General features: G+C 72.8%; 12 protein-coding genes. 5 read left to right on the top strand and 7 right to left on the bottom strand.

Features of this window, described 5'->3' with window-relative positions:
- Nucleotides 1-515 precede the first annotated feature (515 nt).
- Nucleotides 516-3,041 (top strand): ATP-dependent Clp protease ATP-binding subunit, encoded by a 2,526-nt coding sequence (locus tag P2424_RS28065; protein WP_276478461.1) that lies wholly within the window; start codon nt 516-518, stop codon nt 3,039-3,041.
- A gap of 130 nt (nt 3,042-3,171) precedes the next feature.
- Here P2424_RS28065 and P2424_RS28060 read toward each other — a convergent pair whose 3' ends face one another.
- A complete protein-coding gene (locus tag P2424_RS28060; RefSeq protein WP_276478460.1) occupies nt 3,172-5,748 on the bottom strand; it encodes an NACHT domain-containing protein in 2,577 nt (858 codons plus the stop codon).
- Between the two features lie 159 nt (nt 5,749-5,907).
- Nucleotides 5,908-9,099, bottom strand: a complete 3,192-nt coding sequence (locus P2424_RS28055; protein ID WP_276478459.1) for an NACHT domain-containing protein — start codon at nt 9,097-9,099, stop codon at nt 5,908-5,910.
- 411 nt (nt 9,100-9,510) lie between these two features.
- Between P2424_RS28055 and P2424_RS28050 the strand changes: the two genes are divergently transcribed.
- Nucleotides 9,511-10,254, top strand: a complete 744-nt coding sequence (locus P2424_RS28050) for a M23 family metallopeptidase (RefSeq protein WP_276478458.1) — start codon at nt 9,511-9,513, stop codon at nt 10,252-10,254.
- Nucleotides 10,255-10,371: 117 nt separating this feature from the next.
- Here the strand turns inward: P2424_RS28050 and P2424_RS28045 are convergent, their stop codons facing one another.
- Nucleotides 10,372-10,980, bottom strand: a complete 609-nt coding sequence (locus tag P2424_RS28045) for a TetR/AcrR family transcriptional regulator (protein ID WP_276478457.1) — start codon at nt 10,978-10,980, stop codon at nt 10,372-10,374.
- A 110-nt stretch (nt 10,981-11,090) separates the two neighbouring features.
- Between P2424_RS28045 and P2424_RS28040 the strand changes: the two genes are divergently transcribed.
- A complete protein-coding gene (locus tag P2424_RS28040) occupies nt 11,091-12,833 on the top strand; it encodes an MDR family MFS transporter (protein WP_276478456.1) in 1,743 nt (580 codons plus the stop codon).
- 185 nt (nt 12,834-13,018) lie between these two features.
- On the opposite strand, the gene P2424_RS28035 is transcribed toward P2424_RS28040, so the two are convergent.
- The gene (locus P2424_RS28035) at nt 13,019-13,990 is read right to left on the bottom strand and encodes an A/G-specific adenine glycosylase (protein ID WP_276478455.1); all 972 of its coding nucleotides are present in this window, start codon (nt 13,988-13,990) and stop codon (nt 13,019-13,021) included.
- 301 nt (nt 13,991-14,291) lie between these two features.
- Between P2424_RS28035 and P2424_RS28030 the strand changes: the two genes are divergently transcribed.
- Nucleotides 14,292-15,149 (top strand): hypothetical protein, encoded by an 858-nt coding sequence (locus P2424_RS28030; RefSeq protein WP_276478454.1) that lies wholly within the window; start codon nt 14,292-14,294, stop codon nt 15,147-15,149.
- A 55-nt stretch (nt 15,150-15,204) separates the two neighbouring features.
- Here the strand turns inward: P2424_RS28030 and disA are convergent, their stop codons facing one another.
- Together disA and radA are read right to left on the bottom strand one after the other, a co-directional pair.
- On the bottom strand, nt 15,205-16,326 hold the full coding sequence (disA, locus tag P2424_RS28025; protein WP_019355680.1) for a DNA integrity scanning diadenylate cyclase DisA: 1,122 nt from the start codon (nt 16,324-16,326) through the stop codon (nt 15,205-15,207).
- A gap of 201 nt (nt 16,327-16,527) precedes the next feature.
- The gene (gene radA / locus P2424_RS28020) at nt 16,528-17,916 is read right to left on the bottom strand and encodes a DNA repair protein RadA (protein ID WP_276478453.1); all 1,389 of its coding nucleotides are present in this window, start codon (nt 17,914-17,916) and stop codon (nt 16,528-16,530) included.
- 289 nt (nt 17,917-18,205) lie between these two features.
- Between radA and P2424_RS28015 the strand changes: the two genes are divergently transcribed.
- Complete coding sequence (locus P2424_RS28015; RefSeq protein ID WP_276478452.1) at nt 18,206-19,858, top strand: hypothetical protein; 1,653 nt, start codon at nt 18,206-18,208, stop codon at nt 19,856-19,858.
- A gap of 144 nt (nt 19,859-20,002) precedes the next feature.
- On the opposite strand, the gene P2424_RS28010 is transcribed toward P2424_RS28015, so the two are convergent.
- On the bottom strand, nt 20,003-20,944 hold the full coding sequence (locus tag P2424_RS28010; RefSeq protein WP_276478451.1) for a hypothetical protein: 942 nt from the start codon (nt 20,942-20,944) through the stop codon (nt 20,003-20,005).
- Between the last annotated feature and the right edge of the window lie 71 nt (nt 20,945-21,015).

Genomic DNA, 21,015 nt, shown 5'->3' with positions numbered 1-21,015 from the left:
GCCTGCCGACCGCCGGTCGGCGGGTCCGTCGCGCATCGGCCCCGTCACGCGCCGCTGTGCCGCGTCACCCGGTGTGCCGCTCCTGCGGTGTCCACGGAAAGGGCACTCGTCTGTTCGCCCTCAGCGGATGCGGGGTGCCGTATCCGGCCGAAGCCGCATGGATTGTCACACCGAGCGGGTAAGAAGGCTCTGACAGCCAGGAAGCCCCAGGTGGCGGCGGCGGATCGGGGGTGCGGAGTGACAGGTGCCACCGCACGGCCAGGGTGCCGGTGCGGAGGTGTTCGCCTTCGGCGTAGTGGATCCAGGTGAATACGCCTGGCCTGCGGGAACATCGTCTCGCACCATCGGGTTGGAACTGGTGTCGGCTGTCCGGGCAGGAGGCGCATGATCGACCGGGTCGACCGGGCCGCAGTCGGCAGTTGGAATGAGCGGTCCCCCGTTGCGGGACTAAGCTGCGGAAGGACAGCGAGGGGAGCGTCCCCTCACTGCCTGACCGCTCTGAGGAGCGATTAACGATGTTCGAGAGGTTCACCGACCGCGCGCGGCGGGTTGTCGTCCTGGCTCAGGAAGAAGCCCGGATGCTCAACCACAACTACATCGGCACCGAGCACATCCTTCTGGGCCTGATCCACGAGGGTGAGGGTGTCGCCGCTAAGGCACTGGAGAGCCTCGGGATCTCGCTTGAGGCTGTCCGCCAGCAGGTGGAGGAGATCATCGGACAGGGCCAGCAGGCGCCGTCCGGCCACATCCCTTTCACTCCTCGTGCCAAGAAGGTGCTGGAGCTGTCGCTCCGCGAAGCCCTTCAGCTCGGCCACAACTACATCGGTACCGAGCACATCCTGCTGGGGCTGATCCGCGAGGGCGAGGGCGTCGCCGCCCAGGTCCTCGTCAAGCTGGGCGCCGACCTGAACCGGGTGCGCCAGCAGGTGATCCAGCTCCTGTCCGGTTACTCCGGTGGCAAGGAAGCCGCCACGGCCGGCGGACCCGCCGAGGGCACGCCGTCCACCTCGCTGGTGCTGGACCAGTTCGGCCGCAATCTCACGCAGGCCGCCCGCGAGTCCAAGCTCGACCCGGTCATCGGGCGCGAGAAGGAGATCGAGCGGGTCATGCAGGTCCTGTCCCGCCGTACGAAGAACAACCCCGTGCTCATCGGTGAGCCCGGCGTCGGCAAGACCGCCGTCGTCGAGGGGCTGGCGCAGGCCATCGTCAAGGGCGAGGTGCCCGAGACCCTCAAGGACAAGCACCTCTACACCCTCGACCTGGGCGCGCTGGTCGCCGGCTCCCGCTACCGGGGCGACTTCGAGGAGCGCCTGAAGAAGGTGCTCAAGGAGATCCGTACGCGCGGCGACATCATCCTGTTCATCGACGAGCTGCACACCCTGGTCGGCGCGGGCGCCGCCGAGGGCGCCATCGACGCGGCGAGCATCCTCAAGCCGATGCTGGCCCGCGGCGAGCTGCAGACCATCGGTGCCACGACGCTGGACGAGTACCGCAAGTACCTGGAGAAGGACGCGGCCCTCGAGCGCCGCTTCCAGCCCATCCAGGTCGCGGAGCCGTCGCTGCCGCACACCATCGAGATCCTCAAGGGCCTGCGCGACCGGTACGAGGCGCACCACCGCGTCTCCATCACCGACGCGGCCCTGGTCGGCGCGGCCACCCTCGCCGACCGCTACATCTCGGACCGCTACCTGCCCGACAAGGCGATCGACCTGATCGACGAGGCCGGCTCCCGGATGCGCATCCGCCGGATGACCGCTCCGCCGGACCTGCGTGAGTTCGACGAGAAGATCGCGAACGTGCGCCGGGACAAGGAGTCCGCGATCGACTCGCAGGACTTCGAGAAGGCCGCCTCTCTCCGGGACACGGAGAAGCAGCTGCTGGCCGAGAAGGCCAAGCGGGAGAAGGAGTGGAAGGCCGGCGACATGGACGTCGTCGCCGAGGTGGACGAGGAGCTGATCGCCGAGGTCCTGGCCACGGCCACCGGTATCCCGGTCTTCAAGCTCACCGAGGAGGAGTCCAGCCGGCTCCTGCGCATGGAGGACGAGCTGCACAAGCGCGTCATCGGCCAGGAGGACGCCATCAAGGCGCTCTCCCAGGCGATCCGGCGCACCCGTGCGGGCCTGAAGGACCCCAAGCGCCCCGGTGGCTCGTTCATCTTCGCCGGTCCCTCCGGCGTGGGTAAGACGGAGCTGTCCAAGACGCTGGCCGAGTTCCTGTTCGGGGACGAGGAGGCGCTGATCTCCCTCGACATGTCGGAGTTCGGCGAGAAGCACACCGTCTCGCGGCTCTTCGGCTCCCCGCCCGGCTACGTCGGCTACGAGGAGGGCGGCCAGCTCACCGAGAAGGTGCGTCGCAAGCCGTTCTCCGTGGTCCTCTTCGACGAGGTCGAGAAGGCCCACCCGGACATCTTCAACTCGCTGCTGCAGATCCTGGAGGACGGTCGGCTGACCGACTCCCAGGGCCGGGTCGTGGACTTCAAGAACACGGTCATCATCATGACGACCAACCTCGGCACCCGGGACATCTCCAAGGGCTTCAACCTCGGCTTCACCGCCCAGGGCGATGTCCGCGCGGGATACGAGCGGATGAAGGCGAAGGTCAACGACGAGCTCAAGCAGCACTTCCGGCCGGAGTTCCTCAACCGTGTCGACGACACGGTCGTCTTCCACCAGCTCACGCAGGACGACATCATCCGCATCGTCGACCTGATGATCTCGCAGGTGGACGAGCGGCTGAAGGACCGCGACATGGGCATCGAGCTGAGCACCGAGGCCAAGGAGCTGCTCGCCGAGAAGGGCTACGACCCGGTGATGGGCGCCCGGCCGCTGCGCCGGACGATCCAGCGCCAGATCGAGGACATCCTGTCGGAGAAGATCCTCTTCGGCGAGCTGCGGCCCGGTCACATCGTGGTCGTGGACACCGAGGGCGAGGGCGAGGGCAAGACCTTCACCTTCCGCGGCGAGGAGAAGTCCGCACTGCCGGACGCTCCTCCGGTGGAGTCCGCCGCGGGCGGCGGACCCAACCTCAGCAAGGAGGCGTGACGGCCGCAGGGCCTGTACGCCGGATCATCCGAGTGGGGACCGACCCGTGCCGGGTCGGTCCCCACCGGTGTTTCCGGCCCGCGGCGTCCCGGCCCTCCGCCGGCAGGGCGCTCGAAACCGCCGGGCGCCCTCAGGACAGGATGCGGATGCCGTCGGGCACCCCGCTGACCCGGGGCAGCCGCGGGTTGACGCGCAGGGTCGTCAGGTGCGGGAAGGCCGCCAGCCACCCCATCGGCACGCCCAGGTCATAGGCGAGCCACAGATGGGTGAGCTGCTCGTGGGCGAGCCCCTCCAGCAGCTCGTCGGGGGTGAACGGTCCGACGATCTGCACCCGTGCCCGCCCGCCCAGCTTCCGCAGCGCCGCCAGCTCGAAGCGGTCGGAGACCGGGAAGTACAGTCCCTCCGGGTCCAGGTGCGCGATGATCTCCTCGGCGTACCGGTCGGTGTCGAAGTTCCGCCAGCCGCGGGCCAGCTCGGCGCGCAGCTCCAGCGAAGCCCGGTTCCGCAGCTGGGCGAGGTAGTGGATGGCCGCGTCGTCGTTGATCCGGGTGGTGGTCACGGCGAGCCGGTGCGCCTCCCGGTCGGGGACGGTGCCGGGGTCCGGCAGCATCTCCAGCACGATGGGCCCCACCCACCCCAGACTGCGGGCGCCCTCCAGGGTGGTGGGCCGCACCATGTTGCGGGTCTCGCGGCGGATGCGGGCGTGGGTCTCCGGGTCGAGCTCCGTCACATGCTCCAGGCAGGCGGCCGCCAGCAGCCGCCGCCGGTTGCGCTGCATGCCCTTGCGTCCGGGCGCCAGCAGCCCGCCCAGCAGCCGTGCGCACTCCGCGGGGCGGGAGTGCGCGACGGCCATCCGGATGACCTCCTCCCACTCGGTCTCGTGCGCGTGGTCGAGCAGCATGTCGAAGGCGCCCTGCTCGACGGACTCCTTGGCGGCGAGGTAGTCCTGCACGGTGCGGTGGACGAACTCGACCGAGCGGTCGGACTGCTCGCGCAGCAGCCCGGTACGCAGCAGCAGATGATTGAAGATGTCCTCGGGCCGGCCCTGGCCGGAGGTGGAGGGGATGGCGGGGAGCTGCCGGGCGATCTCCTCCAGCGCCTCGTCCATGGTCAGTTCCGCCCGCCGGCCGACCAGCATCCGGTAGGCGAGCTTGCGCAGCAGCCGCTCGCGGGCGCCGCGCCGCAGCTTCACGGCGTCGGCGTACAGGACGCGGCGCTCGGGGTCGCGGCGCTGCAGGAGCATCTCCATCGCGGCCTCGTACAGCTCCTTGCGCCCCTGCGGCAGCGAGCCGGACCGGTCCCGGTTGAGGGCGCAGATCAGCCCGCACATCAGCGGGTTGGTCGCCAGGCCGCGCAGTTCGCGGTAGAGCGGGATGGAGGAGAGGAGCTGGTCGCGGTAGTCGGCCAGCCGCCGGTGGTCCTTGCCCTCGTCGTCGGCGGCCGCGGTGTGCCAGGCGGTGATGAAGGCGGCCACCTGGTCGCGGCTCATGGGAGCCAGCGCCAGCTCGTCGAAGCCCTCGTCGGCCAGCCAGTTCGCCTCCACGGCCGAGGGCCGCGCGGTCACCAGGCAGAAGTTGCCCGAGTAGATCCGCATCAGGCGGCGCAGCTGGTGCCGCAGCGCGGCCCGCTCGGACTCGGGCACCTCGTCGATCCCGTCGACCAGCAGCAGCCCCCGCTCCTCGGTGAGCACCCGGGCCACCCAGCCGTCGGGCGCCTCGTCGGCCAGCGGATGGCGCACGGCCCGCAGGAAGTCGTCCGGGGAGGGGAACCCCTCGCGGGCGAACCGGCGCACCGGCAGCACGAGCGGGATCCGGCCGCGCAACGAGGCCAGTTCGGGCGGCAGCACATCGCGTGCCGCGGAGACGGCCAGCCACTGCACGAGCGTCGTCTTGCCCGACCCGGCCACACCGCGCAGCAGCACCCGCTCGTGGCCGCCCAGCGCGCGGTCGGCGGGAAGCACCGGCTCGCCGCTGCCCCCGTCCTCCTCGCGCCGGTCCGGGCTGTCGAACTCGGCGCTGAGGCTGAGATAGGTGGCGTCCAGCGACCAGTTGTCCGGGGTGTTGGGGTTGGGCAGATCGATCCCGTAGATGGTCACCCGGTTGTACTGCTCGGCAATGGAACGGGCGTAGCGGGCCTCGAACTCGGCGTCCACGGCGGAGGGCTCCGGTCGGCCCCGTACGGCCTCCACATCGTTCAGGTCGATCAACTGGCGTATCCGGTGGGCGCGTTCCGGCATGCGGTCGGAGAGGAGGGGGGAGCGGCGGATGAGGTGGTGCAGCAGGTGCAGGCAGACGGTGACCAGCAGCCGGTCGTGGAACCAGGCCGCGTCCGTGGACAGTTCGCGGTCGGCGCCCGGGAGCGCGGAGCGCAGCTTGCGGGCGAAGTCCTGCGGCCCCAGCCGGACCGCCTGCTCATCGGTGGTGTCGAGCTCCCCGATGATCCACAGGGTGCGGGCGAGTATCGCGGCGACGGGCCCCTCGTCCAGGTGCGGCAGCCGGTGTGCGGGCGCGGCGAGGCCCACCAGTTCCCGGGCGAGTGAGAGCAGCGACTCGTAGGACAGCGGCGGGTTCTCGCCCCGGAAGGAGACGAGCCGGGCCAGCAGCTCCCCCTCGGACTGGGCCTGGTCGGGGGTGGACTCGACGGGGAGCAGGAGTTGGCTGACATGCGGATCGGCGACGGTCGAGGCGAGTCGGACGGCGGGGTCCATACGTCGGGGACTCCCTGTCGAGGGCGACGACGGTGGGCTGTGGGCGGGCACGGTGGTCGGCGGGCGGCGATGACGGTGGACGGGGGCGCTCGGCGGTTCGTTGACTGGTCGATGACCAGCGTAGGCCGTCCGTGTGGATCCGGTCACCCTGCGTCCCGGTCAGCCCCGGCGGGGGCGCGGCAGGATGTCGACCTCGATGTGCGAGGGGAGAGAGCTGAGGTCGAGGGAGCTGGGGGGACGGAAGAGAGTGAGGTGCTGGAGCCGGGGGAGCCCGGCCAGCGGAGCGAGGCCGGGCGCGGCGGGCGCTTCGGTGAGGGAGAGATGTTCCAGCGCGGGGAAGGTGGCCGGCAGCGGCCATGCGTCGAGCGGTCTCCCGCCGAGGGGCACATACAGCCCCTCCAGCTCCGTGAGCCGCACCCCGGAGGCGTGCAGGCCCGCCAGGTGATGGGGCTCACAGGTGAGCTCCCGGAGCCGGGGGAGTCCGGCCACCTCCCTCCAGTCCTCCTCCGGGAGCCGGTGCGGCACCTGGAAGAGGTTCAGCACGCGCAGGTTCCGGAGCGTCGAGATGCCGCGGAGGGTCCGGGTGTCCTCGGGGAGGAGGAGCGTCTCCAGTGCCGTGAGGGGCGCGAGCCGCACCATCTCCGGGCAGAGAGTCCCCTCGCGGAGTGCCAGCGTGCGCAGGCCGGTCAGCTCTCCGAGGCCCGTTGGCTCCCGCAGGGTCCGCACGTTCCACAGGTACAGCGTGCGGAGCGGCAGCCCTGTCAGCGGCGACAGGTCGGTCACCGGGCACTCGCGCAGCTCCACCGCGTCCAGGTGCGGGAACGCCTGAACCAGGTCGAGCCGGTCGAGTGCGGCGTTGTGGGCGAGGCTCAGCTCGACCAGTTCCCCGGGGGACGGGTGAGCCGCGACGATCTCCTCCTCGCCGAACGTGCCGCGGATGCGCAGGGTCGACCGCGGGGTCAGGTTCCGTACCCAGGCGAGGTGTTCCCGGGTGCTCGCGGTGACCCGTACCGGTCGTCGGTCCGGGAGGTGGGCGAGGATCTCCCGCGCGTAGGTGTCGGTGTCGAACCGGTCCCAGTGCCCGGCCAGTTGCTGGAGCACCCCGTTCGAGGGGTGGGCCAGGAACCGCTGCAGCAGCACGAGCGCCGCGTCGGTGCCCATCTGGGCGGCGGTGTGCGCGACGGCCATCGCTTCGTCCGCCGGCAGGTCCGCCGTCTCCCCCAGCAGGTCCAGCACCACTCCGCCCAGCGGTGCCAGCTCCTTGGCCTCGTCGATGCTCCGTGGCGGGATCAGCTCCCTGGCCCGTTCCTCGACCGCCGCCCGGGTCCCCGGGTCCAGCTTGGTGGCCTGCTCCAGCGAGGCCATGGCCAGCAGATGCAGCCGGGTCCGGCACTCCGGCTCGGCGTCGCCGCGCTCCACCAACCCGCACAGCAGCCGGGCCCGCTCGTCGGGCCGGGCGTGGGCGACCGCCATCCGCACCACGTCCTCCCACTGGTCCAGGTGCGCGTTCGCCACCAGGACGCCGAAATCCCGCTCCTCGACGGCGGCCTTGGCGCCCAGGAAGTCCTGGAAGGTGCGGTGCACGAAGTCGACGGCCCCGGGGGCGGGCTCGCGCAGCAGTCCGGAGCGCACCAGCAGGAAGCGGAAGATCTCCGCGGCCGAGCCCTGCTCGGCGACGTACGGCATCGCGGGCAGCATCCGCTCCACCAGTTCGACCGCGTCCTCCTGCGCCATCTCGGAGCGGCCGTTGCGGATCAGCCAGTAGGCCAGCTTCTGCACCAGTTCGACCTGGGTCTCCTCGTCCAGCTCGACGCGCGCCGGATGCGCCGCGTACACGGCCCGCTCCCGGTCGCGTCGCTCCAGCAGCATGGACAGCGCCGCGTCGTAGAGCGCCTTGCGGCCGCGCGGCAGGAAGCCGCGCCGCTCCCGGTGCAGCGCACAGATCAGGCCGCACATCAGCGGGTTGGTGGCCAGCAGGGAGAGGTCGGCTCTGGCGCGCACCGCGGTACGCAGGGCGCCGCCCAGCTCGGCGTCCGCCTCGGCCGCCGTGTGCCAGCGGTCGATGAACAGGTCGACGTCGGCGGGGCGCAGCGGGGAGAGGGACAGCTCGGTGAAGTCGGCGCGGTCCAGCCAGTCCTCCTGTACGGCGCTGGGCCGGGAGGTGACCATGACGAGGTTGTCCGGGTAGGCCAGGGTCAGCTCGCGCAGCCAGTCGCGGGTGCGGGCCCGCTCTTCCTCCGGGACCTCGTCGATCCCGTCGACCAGCAGGACCCCGCGCCCGGCCGCCAGGACGCGGTCCGCCCAGCCGCCGGGCTGGGCGCCGGTCAGCGGGCAGCTCACGGCGGACAGGAAGTCGGCCGGCACCGGCAGCGCACCGCCCGCGCGGGTGAGGGTGCGCAGCGGCAGCACGAAGGGCACCCGGCCGATCAGGTGCGCGAGCCGCCCGGTCAGCTGGGACTGGCGGGCCGTCGCCACGGCCAGCCACTGGACGAGCGTGGTCTTGCCGGAGCCCGCGACGCCGCGCAGCAGCACCCGCCGGTGCCCGGCCAAGGCGCGGTCGGCGGATTGCGGGTCGTCGGCGGGGGAGCCGGCCGACCAGCTCTCCCGGCCCTCGAAGGGTGTGGCGCTGCGGCCGCTCGTGACGGCTTCCAGACTCAGATAGGCGGTGTCCAGCGGCCACTCGTTGGCCTGCTGGACGTCGATGCCGTAGATGGTGACGGTGCGGTGCCGGTTGACGATGTAGCGGGCGTACTGCTGCTCGAACCCGGCGTCCTGCGCGGACTGGGAGGGGACGCGCTCGATCAGGACGTCGACGAGGGTGACCAGGTCTCCCAGCCTGCGGCTTTGCTCGACCAGGGTGCGGGCCACGAAGGTGGAGCGCTGGGTGAGGAAGTGCAGGATGTGCAGGCATGCCGTCTCCAGCACCCGCTGGTGGAGCGCCTCCTCCGCGGGGGTGGCGTCCCGGTGGGGGTCGTCCATGGCGGCCTGTGCCCGGAGGGCACGGGCGAAGTCGGTGTGGCCGAGGCTGACCGCCTCCACGTCGCTCAGGCCGATGTCCCCGAGCGCGTGCAGGGTGTCGGCGAGCCGCTCCGCTGCCCGCTCCGCCTCGCCGGGCGAGGGGGCCTCGTGCGGTCCGATGCCCTGTACCGCCCGGTGGACCAGCTCCCGGGCGAGCTTCTCCAGCTGCCGCCGGCCCAGCTCACGGGCTTCGCCCGTGAAGGAGACCAGCCGTGCGACGCGTACCGGCCGGTCCACCAGTCCGGCGCCCGCGCCCTCCGCGATGAACAGCCGCTTGACCAGCGGTGCCAGCACGCTGGAGGCGATGCGCAGCCCGACGACCCCCGCGTCCATCCCCAACCCCCCCCGTTCGGCGCTCGACTCCCCGCAGTACGGAGCCGCGTACGGCGAGCAAGCGTAGAGGGGTCGGTACGCCGCGTCGATGACGGCCCCCTCCTCCCTCCGGGGCCTGCCGAGTGAGCGGGGCCATATGAGCCGGGCCACGTCCGGCGCGGGTCCGCCGTGAGGTGCGGCACAGGGTCCGGCGGGACTACGAGGCCCGATAGGAGACCGGGAGCCGCCGCGCGGGGTCCGGCCTTCCGGGCGGGGCCCGGCGCGGCGGCGCGGAGTGACCTGGGTCTCTCCTCCTGGTACGGGGCTCTTTAGTAGAAGGGGTCCTTGATGCCCCTTTTCGGGCGGGTTACCAAGGTGGCGCGTCCGCTTCGAGGCGCACTCCACGAACCCCCTTCCGGAGGTAGCACCCCTATGGCGATGTCGAGGACCACCAACCGCGCCCGTACCTACACGACGGCGCTGGCCGTCGGAATGGGCGCGTCGATGGCCCTGGGGGCCGGCACGGCGCTGGCGGCCGCGAAGGCCGAGGCGAACACGGCCCAGCACGACATCTTCGCGACCGGCACGGCGAGCAGCCTCGCGAAGTCCACGCAGCAGCAGGCCGACGCGCACCGCAAGGCCCTCGCGGCCGCCGAGAAGGCCGAGAAGCGCGCAGCCGAGGCGAAGAAGCGCGCGGCCGAGGCGGAGAAGCGTGCGGCCCGGAAGGCCGCCCGGGACGCCAAGCGGCTGCAGGCGTCCTGGATCACGCCGGTCGGCGGCGAGTACGAGCTGAGCGCCTCCTACGGCAAGGCAGGCGGCCGCTGGGCGCACAACCACTCCGGCCAGGACTTCGCCGTGGGCGTCGGCACCCCGGTCAAGGCCGTGCACAAGGGCACCGTGGTCAAGGCCGGCCCGAACGGCGCCGGTGACGGCCCCGCGTACGGCAACGCCATCGTGATCCGGCACGACAACGGTGCGTACTCGCAGTACGCGCACCTGTCGCAGATCAACGTCAAGCCCGGTCAGCAGATCAAGACCGGACAGGACATAGCCAAGTCCGGCAACACCGGTAACTCCTCGGGGCCGCACCTGCACTTCGAGATCCGCAAGGGTCCGAACTACGGCACGGCGGTCGACCCGGTGGCGGCCATGCGGGCGGTCGGCGTCACCTTCTGACCCACGCCCCCACGGTGCGGCCCGCCGCGGCGCCGACCGCCGGTCGGTGCCGTGCGGCCCGCGCCACCACAGGACACTCCGGCTCAGGGGACGTGCCGGAGTCGGCAGCAGCGCCCGTCATCCGTGACGGGCGCTGCTCGTCTCCGCGCCGGGCCGCGGCGCCGGGCCGTGGTGGTGGGCCGAGGTGACCAGTTCCCGGGCGACCTCCAGGGCGGCCCGGCGCTTCTCCTCGACACCCGCGCCGGAGCTCTCCAGCGCGAAGAGCGACGAGTGCATGGTGAACAGGGCCGAGCTGCAGCGCACCTGGTCGGACAGGGCGGCGTCCTCGTCCTTGATCAGCTTCAGCAGGGTGAACATCCGCGCCTTCATCTGCTCGCCCACGGACAGCTCGCGCAGCGCGGCCTGGTTCTCGTGCATGAACCGGACGAGCGGGGTGGCCTTGCTGATGCACGCGCTGTAGCGGTTGAGGATCTCCAGCTTCGTCTCCAGGGTGGTCGGCTGCCGCGCCTCGGCCCAGGCGATCACCTCGTCGGCCGGGCCCAGCACCAGGTCCTCGAAGAGGCTGGTGACCAGGTCCTCCTTGGTCTTGAAGTGGTAGTAGAGCGCGGCCTTGGTGACGCCGAGCTGCTCGGCGATCTCCCTGAGCGAGGTCTTCTCGTAACCGCGCTCAGCGAACAGCTCCAGGGCGATGTCCTGGATGCGCTGACGGGTGTTTCCCCTGCTCATGTCGGTCCCTTCAGAACTTACTTGACGCCCGGCTAGTGGCGCCCTACTTTGTCCATCGTACTGAACTAGCCGTGCGGCAAGTAAGTGGCGAGCAAAGGGAGTGGCCGCGCATGAGTGCGAGCAGCGCGACAAACGGGGCGAAACGGGGACCGGAGGATCTCCAGGTCAAGGAAGGGCCGAGTCCGGGCCAAGGAATTCCCAAGGTGGCCGAGGACGCGTCCGGGACGACCCCCGAGGCGACCGAGGACGCCGCCCCCGGGGCCGAAGCCGCCCCGCTCGCGGCAGCGGCCACCGACGCGGAGGGCGCCGACGGCGCCGGCTCCGCCTCCGGCGCGGGGGCCGGAGGACGCAAACCGCGCAGCGTGCGCCTGGTCCTGCTCTCCCTGATGATCGCCGTCCTGCTCGCCATGCTGGACAACATGATCGTGGGTACGGCCATGCCCACCATCGTCGGCGAGCTCGGCGGCCTCGAACACCTCTCCTGGGTCGTCACCGCCTACACCCTCACCACCGCGGCCTCGACACCGCTGTGGGGCAAGCTCGGCGACATGTTCGGGCGCAAGGGCGTCTTCCTCACCTCGATCGTGCTGTTCCTCATCGGCTCGATGACCTCGGGCGCGGCCCAGACGATGGGCCAGCTCATCGGTTTCCGCGCCGTGCAGGGCCTGGGCGCGGGCGGGCTCATGGTCGGCGCCATGGCGATCATGGGTGATCTGATCCCGCCCCGCGAGCGCGGCAAGTACATGGGCCTGATGGCCGGAGTGATGTCCCTCGCCATGATCGGCGGCCCGCTCGTCGGGGGGACGCTCACCGACCACCTCGGATGGCGCTGGGCCTTCTACATCAACCTGCCGCTGGGCGCCGTCGCGCTCGCCATGGTCGGCACCGTCCTGCACCTGCCGAAGAAGCCCGCCAAGGGCCGGATCGACTACCTCGGCGCCGGGCTGCTGACCGCCGGCATCACCTCGGCCGTGCTCGTCACGAGCTGGGGCGGCACCGAGTACGACTGGGACTCGGCCACCATCGTCGGCCTCGCGCTGCTCGCGGTGGTCGCGCTGGCCGCCTTCCCCTTCGTGGAGCGCCGAGTCGCCGAGCCGATCCTCCCGCTGCGGGTCTTCCACAGCAGGAACTTCTCGCTGATGGCCTTCATCGGCTTCGTGCTCGGCTTCGTGATGTTCGGCTCGATGACCTTCCTGCCGCTCTTCCAGCAGAGCGTCCAGGGCGCTTCGGCCACCAACTCCGGGCTGCTGCTGCTCCCCGTGCTGCTGCCGATGATGGTCGTCTCGGTGGTCACCGGCCGGGCCACCACCCGGACGGGCAAGTACCGCATGTACCCCATCATGGGCGGTGCGCTGATCCCGGTCGGCCTCTTCCTGCTGGCCCAGATGGACGTCGGCACCAGCAGGCTGACCTCCGGCCTCTACATGGCGGTGCTCGGCGCGGGCATGGGCTTCCTGATGCAGCTCACCATGCTCATCGCGCAGAACAGCGTGGAGCTGAAGGACATGGGCGTCGCCTCCTCGACGACGACGCTCTTCCGCACCATCGGAGGCTCCTTCGGTGTGGCCCTGATGGGCACGGTCTTCGCCCGGCGGGTCGAGGATTCCATGCGGGAGAGCGCCGCGGCCTCCGGAGGGTCCGGCGGCGGGAAGCAGCTCGCCGAGACCGGCCCCCAGCTCGACGCCGCCTCGCTGGAGAAGCTCCCGGCCCAGGTGCGGGAGGCGTACGAGCACGCGGTGGCCGGGGGCACCCACGGGGTGTTCCTGCTCGCCACCGGAGTCGCGCTGCTCACCTTCGTGGCCGCGTGGTTCATCAAGGAGGTCCCGCTCAAGGACGCGGAGGCCCAGAAGTAGGCGTCGGTGCGCGGCGCTCTCGCCCGCCCGCACCCGCACTCCGCCCCGTCCGCCCCCGCGCAGGAGCCCGACCCGCGGGGGCGGCGTCGTGACGGCGTCTCCGCACGCGGGTCCGGGGCCCGGCAGCCGCCTCGTTCCGGCTCGGCCCCTCCTCGTCGGGTCGGGCGGGGCCGGGCCGGATCGGGTCAGGTGAGCGGCAGGCGGTAGCGGTTCCCGTCCAGCGGCTCGACCAGACCGTCGGCCACCAGTCCGTCCAGCGCCCGTGCGCGCTGGACCGGCTCGTGCCAGATGCGGTCGAGATCCGACTGCGGCACCGGCTCCTTGGCGGCCCGCAGCACCGCCAGCAGCCGCCCGCGCACCTGCCGGTCGGTCCCGGCGTACGCTTGAGTGCGTCGGGCGGGCCCCTGGTGTGCGGGGGCGCCCGCGCGCTGCCAGGCGCACTGCGCGGCGATCGGGCAGCGACCGCACTCGGGGCTGCGCGCCGTGCACACCAGCGCGCCCAGCTCCATCGTGGCCGCCGCCCACCGCGAGGCTGTCTCGTCGTCCTCGGGCAACAGCGCGCGGGCGAGCTTCCGTTCGGCCGCGGTCGTCGCGTTGGGCGGGTACTGGCGGCCGCTGACGGCGCGTGCGAAGACCCGGCGCACATTGGTGTCGAGCACGGCGTGCCGCTTGCCGTACGCGAAGGACACCACGGCGGCCGCCGTGTACTCGCCCACGCCCGGCAGCGCCAGCAACTGGGCATGCTCGACGGGGACCTCACCGCCGTGCCGTTCCGCTATGGCCTTGGCGGCCCCGTGCAGGCGCAGCGCACGGCGCGGGTAGCCGAGCCGGCCCCAGGCGCGTACGGCTTCGCCGGGCGCCTCGGCGGCCAGGTCGGCGGGGCGCGGCCAGCGCTTCATCCACTCCTCGTACACCGGCAGTACGCGGTTGACGGGGGTCTGCTGGAGCATGAACTCGCTGACCATGACGCCCCACGCGCCCGCCTCCGGGCGGCGCCAGGGGAGGTCGCGGGCGTGTGTGGCGAACCAGTCGACGACGGGGGCATGGAGGGCGCGCGCCGTCTCGCGCAGGGCGGGGTCGACGGCTTCGGATTCCGCGGCGCGCGCTGACGGGGCGCCGGCCGAAGCGGCTTGGGAAGTCTCGGTGGTCGCAGTCATGGCACGACCGATCCTGGCACGGCGTCCCTCATCCGAAAAACGCACACGCGGTACGAAAGCCTGTCCGCTGCTCCCGCTCGCATATCCGGAGGGTTTCGGGAGTAGTGGCGCAAAGATCCAAGAAGCCGCACAAGCTGTTTACAGCCTTTAATCCCAACAATGCGAAAAGAAGCAGCAAAGCCCTATGGAACGGTGCGAATCACCGTTCGGGCATCCGTCCGCTGCCGCTCATCACAACAATTGGTACTCCTAGCGGTGGGTGTGGTCCTGTGGTGTGGCTGATGTCTCGTAAGGTTTCCGCGTGGGATCTCTGCGCAATCCGATCGGGCCGCTTCCCTCCTCCATCTACTGGCGCCGGAGGGCAGTTGCCTTTGCTGTCCTCGCGCTGCTGGTCCTGATCGTCGTCTGGGCGGTGACCTCGTTCGGCGGCGACCCGTCCCGGAACGAGGGCAAGGGCGACGGCAAGGGCAACGGCCCCGCCGGCACCATCACTCCGGGCCCCACCGACTCCGGCCCGGCGATCAGCGAGCGCCCGGGCGGCCGGGACGAGGAGGACGGCGGCTCCGACGGGTCCAGCGGTTCCGGAGGCTCCGACGAGGAGGACCGGTCCTCGGCGGGCGGTACCGGCTGGGGCGCGGGAGACGGTTCGAGCGCGTCGGACAACGGCGGTTCGGGCTCGGAGGGTTCGGGCTCCGGCGGTTCGGGCTCGGGCGGCACCGGCGGCGGGGGAGCGGCGGGTGTGCCGGCTCCGCCGGACCTGGCCGCTTGCCGGCCCGGCGCGGTGACCGTGGCGCTGCGCAGCGTCAAGAAGAAGTACGGCCCGGACGAGAAGCCCCGGTTCGAGCTGAAGGTCACCAACAAGCGGGACAGCGACTGCCGGATCGATCTCGGCCGCACCGCGACGATCGTGACGATCAACACCCCGGAGGACGCCAAGTTCTGGGCCTCCGACGACTGCCCTCCGACCAGGAAGCCGCTGCCGCGGCTGGTGCCGGGCGACGGCAGTTCGACGCACACCCTCACCTGGTTCCGCAAGGCCAGCGCCGCCAACTGCGGCACCCCGACCTTCGAGGCGCCGAAGCCGGGCACCTACGAGGTCGAGGTGAAGGTCAAGGGGCTCAAGAAGACGGTCCGCACGTCCTTCACCCTGGTGAAGTAGCCGACGGTCCGCAGGTGCCGCTCCGGCGCCGTCCGCCGGTGCGGAGCGGGATCCGTCAGACGTACCGTTCGAGGATCGAGGACTCGGCCAGCCGCGAGAGGCCCTCGCGGACCGAGCGGGCGCGGGCCTCCCCGACGCCGTCCACCGCCTGGAGGTCGTCCACACTCGCCGCGAGCAGCTTCTGCAGCCCGCCGAAGTGGTCCACCAGCCGGTCGATGACGGTGCCCGGCAGCCGCGGCACCTTGGCCAGCAGCCGGAAGCCGCGGGGCGAGACGGCCGAGTCGAGGGTCTCCGGGGCGCCGCTGTAGCCCAGCGCCCGGGCCACGGTGGCCAGTTCGAGCAGCTCGGTGTGGGTGAGCCGGTCCAGGTCGTTGAGCGCGTCGGGTACCGAGCGCACCCGACGGCCCGCGCCCACCGTCTGCGGCGCGTAGTCCCGTACCACCAGCTCGCGCTCCGGTTCCACCCCCGCGATCAGCTCGTCCAGCTGGAGCGAGAGCAGCCGCCCGTCGGTGCCCAACTCGACGACGTACTGCTCGATCTCCGTCGCGATCCGGCGCACCATCTCCAGCCGCTGCGCCACGGCCGTGACGTCCCGCACCGTGACCAGGTCCTCGATCTCCAGCGCGGAGAGCGTTCCGGCGACCTCGTCCAGCCGCAGCTTGTAGCGCTCCAGGGTGGCCAGGGCCTGGTTGGCGCGGGAGAGGATCGCCGCCGAGTCCTCCAGCACGCGCCGCTGCCCGTCGACATAGAGGGCGATCAGCCGCATGGACTGGCTGACCGAGACGACCGGGTAGCCCGTCTGGATCGAGACCCGTTGCGCGGTGCGGTGCCGGGTGCCGGTCTCCTCCGTCTCGATGGACGCGTCGGGGACCAGCTGCACACCCGCGCGGACGATCTTGGAGATGTCCTTGTCGAGGATGAGCGCGCCGTCCAGCTTGCACAGCTCGCGCAGCCGGGTCGCGCTGAAGTCCACATCGAGGACGAAGCCGCCGGTGCACAGGTGCTCGACGCTCCGGTCCATGCCGAGGACGATCAGCCCGCCGGTGTTGCCGCGCAGGACGCGCTCCAGCCCGTCGCGCAGCGCCGTTCCGGGCGCGACCGCGCTCAGTGAGGCGCGCATCAGGCCGGACGCCCCCTCGGCCCTGCCGGGGACCGCTGCCCGGTCGTTGGCTGCCACTGCACTCCTTCGGTCGTGCGGGTGCCTGTCGGCATTCTCTCGACCGCCGGACCCGTCGCACCCGGGCGCGGGCCGTACCCGCCCCTCGTGGTGCCGCGCACAGCCCCCGTGGTGCTCGTGGTCGGTCGAGACCGGGGCAAAGTCTACCGGCGCGCCGAGCGGACCCCTCGCCGCGTGCGCTCCCCGTCGGCTGCCCGGGCCTCAGCCGGTGCGGGCCGGGCGGGTCGGCAGCACGCGCAGCGCCTCCCCGATGTCGGCGACCTCCAGCACCCGCATCCCGTCGGGGACGCGGCCCGGGTCGCCCGGCACCAGCGCGTGGGTGAAGCCCAGCCGGGCGGCTTCCGACAGCCGGCGTTGGATGCCGGTCACCCGGCGGACCTCCCCGGCGAGGCCGACCTCGCCGATCGCCACCAGGTTCTTCGGCAGCGGGGTGTCGCTGGCCGCGCTGGCCAGCGCGAGCGCCACCGCGAGGTCGGCGGCGGGCTCGGAGAGCCGCACCCCGCCGACCGTCGCGCTGTAGATGTCGCGTTTGCCCAGGGCGCTGATCCGGCCGCGCTGCTCCAGCACCGCGAGCATCATGGAGACCCGCGAGTTCTCCAGCCCGGAGGTGGTCCTGCGGGGGGAGGGGATCTGGCTGTCGACGGTGAGCGCCTGCACCTCCGCGACCAGCGGGCGGCGGCCCTCCAGCGTCACCGTCAGACAGGTGCCGGGGACGGGTTCGGCGCGCCGGGTCAGGAACAGCCCGGAGGGGTCGGCCAGGCCCGTGATCCCCTCGTCGTGCAGCTCGAAGCAGCCGACCTCGTCCGTCGTGCCGTACCGGTTCTTGACGCCGCGCACCAGGCGCAGCCGCGCGTGCCGGTCGCCCTCGAAGTGCAGCACCACGTCCACCAGGTGCTCCAGCAGCCGCGGACCGGCGATGGCGCCGTCCTTGGTGACGTGGCCGACCAGCAGCGTGGACATGCCGCGCTCCTTGGAGGCGCGGATCAGCGCCCCGGCCACCTCCCGCACCTGGGCGACGCCGCCGGGTGCTCCGTCGATCTCCGGGGAGGCCACCGTCTGCACCGAGTCCAGCACCAGCAGCGAGGGTTTGACCTCGTCCAGGTGGCCGAGCACCGCGGACAGGTCGGTCTCGGCGGTCAGGTACAGGTCGTCGTCGAGCGCGTCGATGCGGTCGGCCCGCAGGCGCACCTGGCCCGCGGACTCCTCGCCGGTCACATAGAGCGTGCGGTGGTCGCCGGAGGCGGCCTTGGCGGCGACGTCCAGCAGCAGCGTCGACTTGCCGACGCCCGGCTCACCGGCCAGCAGCACCACGGCACCGGGGACCAGCCCGCCGCCCAGCACCCGGTCCAGTTCGGGCACGCCGGTGGGGCGTGCCGTGGCCTGCTTGCCGTCCACCTCGCCGATGGGCAGCGCCGAGGCCGAGACCCGGCCGGGCGCGGTGGTCCGCACGGCCGGGGCACCGCCCGTCTCCTCGACGGTGCCCCACGCGTGGCACTCGGGGCAGCGGCCGAGCCACTTGGCGGTCTGCCAGCCGCATTCGGTGCAGCGGTAGGTGGGGCGGTCCTTGGCGGACGTCTTACGGGCAGCCATGGCCTCACCGTATAGGGGGTCACCGACAGCCGGCCCGCCGTCGCGGTGTCGCCCCCGCCGCTCACCGGCGGCACCGTTGCGGTGTCCGGAACGCGGGCCGGCCCGCCCTCCGGAACGTGCGCGGTCGGCCGGGCCCAGGATGTGCGCCTGCCGTGCGCCCCTTTGTGCCCTTGGTGTTGCCAAACCCACCGGACGTGTCCTGTTTTGACGACGCTCTTCACCCGAAGGAAGGAAACAACTGTCGCTCCCCTCAGCAAAGCGCCATCATCCGCCTACCGTCGCCGGGGTGATGACCAGCAGGCGCGAGCACCCGACGAACGCCCCCGGCGCACCCCCAGCGCACCGGGCGGGCAGGACGACGCACCACCACGCCGCGCACACCGTGGCGGAGTGCGACGACGCGGACCTGAACGGGCTGTTCACCTACTGCCTCGCCGTGCTGTGCGAGCACGAATCCGCCCTCGCGGCACTGGGGGAGGCGCTCGCCCTCGCGGACCGCCGACGCGGGCGCGGACGCGCCCCCGAGGGGGAGCATGCCCTTCGGCCCTGGCTCTACGCACTGACCCGCTGGGTCTGTGCCCGGCGGCTCGCCGACCAGCGGGCCGGGGAACGCCCGGAGTGCGGGGCGTCCGTCGTGCGTGAATGCGCCGCTGGTCCCGTTGTCGCGCGGCGGGGGGCAGGCACCCGGGCGGCCGGACGGCCCCCGGCCCCCGCCGCGTCTCCGCCCGCCCCGCCCGCCTCGCCCGCCGCCGAGCGGGTCGCACTGCTCGGTGACGGCAGCCCCGGCCCGGCCGGACACCTGCCTTCCAGCGTCCGGCGCCGCCGCGAACTGGCCGCACTGGCCTGGCCGGAGGCCGCGGGCGCCTCTCCCGTGCAGCGCGAGGCCCTCGAACTGTCCGTCCGCCACGGGCTGTCCGCCGCCCAGGTCGCGGCAGTCCTCTCGCTGTCGCCCGCCGCGGCCGAGGAGTTGCTGCTGCACGCCGCCTGCGAGGTCGAGCGGACCAGGGCGGCGCTGCGCGTCGTGGAGTCCGGCGGCTGCGCGGTGGTCGCCCAGCTCGCGGGGGACGAGCGGCTGCTGCTGGGCACCGCGCTGCGCCGGGAACTGGTGGAGCACGTGGACGAGTGTCCGCAGTGCCGCCGGGCCGCCGAGCGCGCCATGGCCGGAGTCTCCTGGCCGGGTACAGCGCCCGCCTCCGCCGCGCTGCCCGTCGTGGCGGTGCCGCGGCCCGCCGTCGAGGCGGCGGTCGCGCTGGCGCGGCGGGCGAGAGCCCAGCGCACGCCACGCTTCGACCGTGCCGGCTACCCCCAGCGCGAGCACGCGCGTCCGGTCCGCCGGGACAGGCTGCGCAGCCGCGCGCTGACCTCCACGGTCGTCGCCGCGGTGCTGGCGGCGCCGGTGGTCGCGCTGTGGGCCGCCTACCGGGGGGCTCCCGTCACGGGCGAGCCGCAGGCCGGCCGGTCGGCCACCGCGCCGGACACCGCGGACGACGGCCGGAGTGGTGGCGCGGCCGGACCGGGCGCCCTGGCTCCACCGACCGGGGCCCGCGGGGGGCAGGCGGCCCCCGACGGCGCGGCGGGCCCGGTGGGCAGGGCGGTGCCGTCCCGCTCGCACGCCATGGAGCCGCCCGTGCGGGGGCCCGGGGCGCCGTCCGTGCCGGCGGTGCGGCGGCCCGGGTCGGAACCGGCGGCCGCGCCGCACCGTACGGTGCCGGTGTCGCGGCCCGCGGCGGCCGTGCCGAGCGCCGCGGTGGCCTCCCCGACCGGCGGCGGTTCTCCGTCCGGCGGTTCGCCTGCCGACAGCGGTCCGTCCGCCGGGAGCAGCTCTCCGGCGCCGACCGCCACCCCGCCCGCGGCGGAGCCTCCGTCCGCGACGAGCCGGCCGGCGTTCGCCGGCCTCGCGCCCTCCGGGCCGCCCCGGGCGCCGAGCCGGTCCCCGTCCTGAGCGGGAGCGGGGCCCGCGCCGGGCGGCCTTGGCCTCGCCCGTCACCCGGGCCGGGCGTCACACAGGCCGCCCGTCACCGGCCGGGCGTCGCAGTCACCGGCCGCCCGTCACAGCGGGCCGGGCCTCACAGTCACCGGTTCCCCGTCACAGCCCGGGGGGCTCCGTGCGCCCCGGTTCCGCCGCGATGCCGTCCGGTCCGACCGCGTCCGGGCCGGCCGCGGCGAGATCGGCCGCTTCGCGGTCGGATGCGGCACGGTCGGCCGCCGCGCGGGCCGTGGCCGGGTGCTCGGCCAGCAGCGGAAGCTGACCGGCCAGGCGCTCGGCGCACAGCTCGGCCAACCGGTCGTAGCCGGGCTTGCCCATCAATTCGGTCAGCTCGGCGCGGTAGGACTCGTACACCGGCTGCCCGGCGCCGTGTGCCGACGGCGCGGAGGTGCACCACCAGTGCAGATCGTGTCCGCCCGACCCCCAGCCGCGCCGGTCGTACTCGCCGACCGTGACGTACAGCACCTCTTCACCGTCCGGCAGCTCCACCCACTCGTAGCTGCGCCGGATCGGCACCTGCCAGCAGACGTCCGGCTTGGTCTCCAGCGGCTCGCGGCCCTCGCGCAGCGCGAGGGTGTGCAGCGCGCAGCCGGCGCCGCCCTCGAAACCGGCCCGGTTGTTGAAGATGCAGGCGCCCTGCCAGCGCCGGGTCTGCCGCTCGCCCTCGTCGTTGACCTCGGTCCACCCCAGGGCGCCGGTGCCCACGTCGTGGAACTGCCAGGTCTCGGGCGTCAGCCGGGCCACGTGCTCGGCGACGCGCTGTTCGTCCTCCTCGTCGGAGAAGTGAGCGCCCAGCGTGCAGCAGCCGTCGGCGGCGCGGCCGGGCGTGATGCCCTGGCAGCCGTTGCCGAACAGGCAGTTCCAGCGGGACGTGAGCCACGTCAGGTCGCAGCGGAAGACCTGCTCGTCGTCGGCCGGGTCGGGGAACTCCACCCAGGCACGGGTGACGTCGAGACCGATCTCCTCGTCGCGCGCCCGGGGCGCAGGCAGCGGGCGTGCGCCGTCCTGCTTCTTGTACTTCGCCGCTTTCGTCTTACCCACACCGCCCAGCGTACGGGCCGCGGCCCGCCGACCGCGGTACCGGCCGCGCCGCTCCCCGCGGTGTGCTGTGG

The organism is Streptomyces sp. WMMB303 (assembly GCF_029351045.1).
Classification (GTDB): domain Bacteria; phylum Actinomycetota; class Actinomycetes; order Streptomycetales; family Streptomycetaceae; genus Streptomyces.
This window is presented reverse-complemented; position numbering and strand designations above follow the sequence as displayed.

What these genes read in the sequence shown, in the direction of transcription:
- P2424_RS28050 (WP_276478458.1), top strand. Translation starts at nt 9,511, where the DNA reads ATGGCGATGTCGAGGACCACCAACCGCGCCCGTACCTACACGACGGCG.
- P2424_RS28060 (WP_276478460.1), bottom strand. Translation starts at nt 5,748, where the DNA reads ATGGACCCCGCCGTCCGACTCGCCTCGACCGTCGCCGATCCGCATGTC.
- P2424_RS28065 (WP_276478461.1), top strand. Translation starts at nt 516, where the DNA reads ATGTTCGAGAGGTTCACCGACCGCGCGCGGCGGGTTGTCGTCCTGGCT.
- radA (WP_276478453.1), bottom strand. Translation starts at nt 17,916, where the DNA reads ATGGCTGCCCGTAAGACGTCCGCCAAGGACCGCCCCACCTACCGCTGC.
- P2424_RS28045 (WP_276478457.1), bottom strand. Translation starts at nt 10,980, where the DNA reads ATGAGCAGGGGAAACACCCGTCAGCGCATCCAGGACATCGCCCTGGAG.
- P2424_RS28015 (WP_276478452.1), top strand. Translation starts at nt 18,206, where the DNA reads ATGACCAGCAGGCGCGAGCACCCGACGAACGCCCCCGGCGCACCCCCA.
- P2424_RS28035 (WP_276478455.1), bottom strand. Translation starts at nt 13,990, where the DNA reads ATGACTGCGACCACCGAGACTTCCCAAGCCGCTTCGGCCGGCGCCCCG.
- P2424_RS28040 (WP_276478456.1), top strand. Translation starts at nt 11,091, where the DNA reads ATGAGTGCGAGCAGCGCGACAAACGGGGCGAAACGGGGACCGGAGGAT.
- P2424_RS28055 (WP_276478459.1), bottom strand. Translation starts at nt 9,099, where the DNA reads ATGGACGCGGGGGTCGTCGGGCTGCGCATCGCCTCCAGCGTGCTGGCA.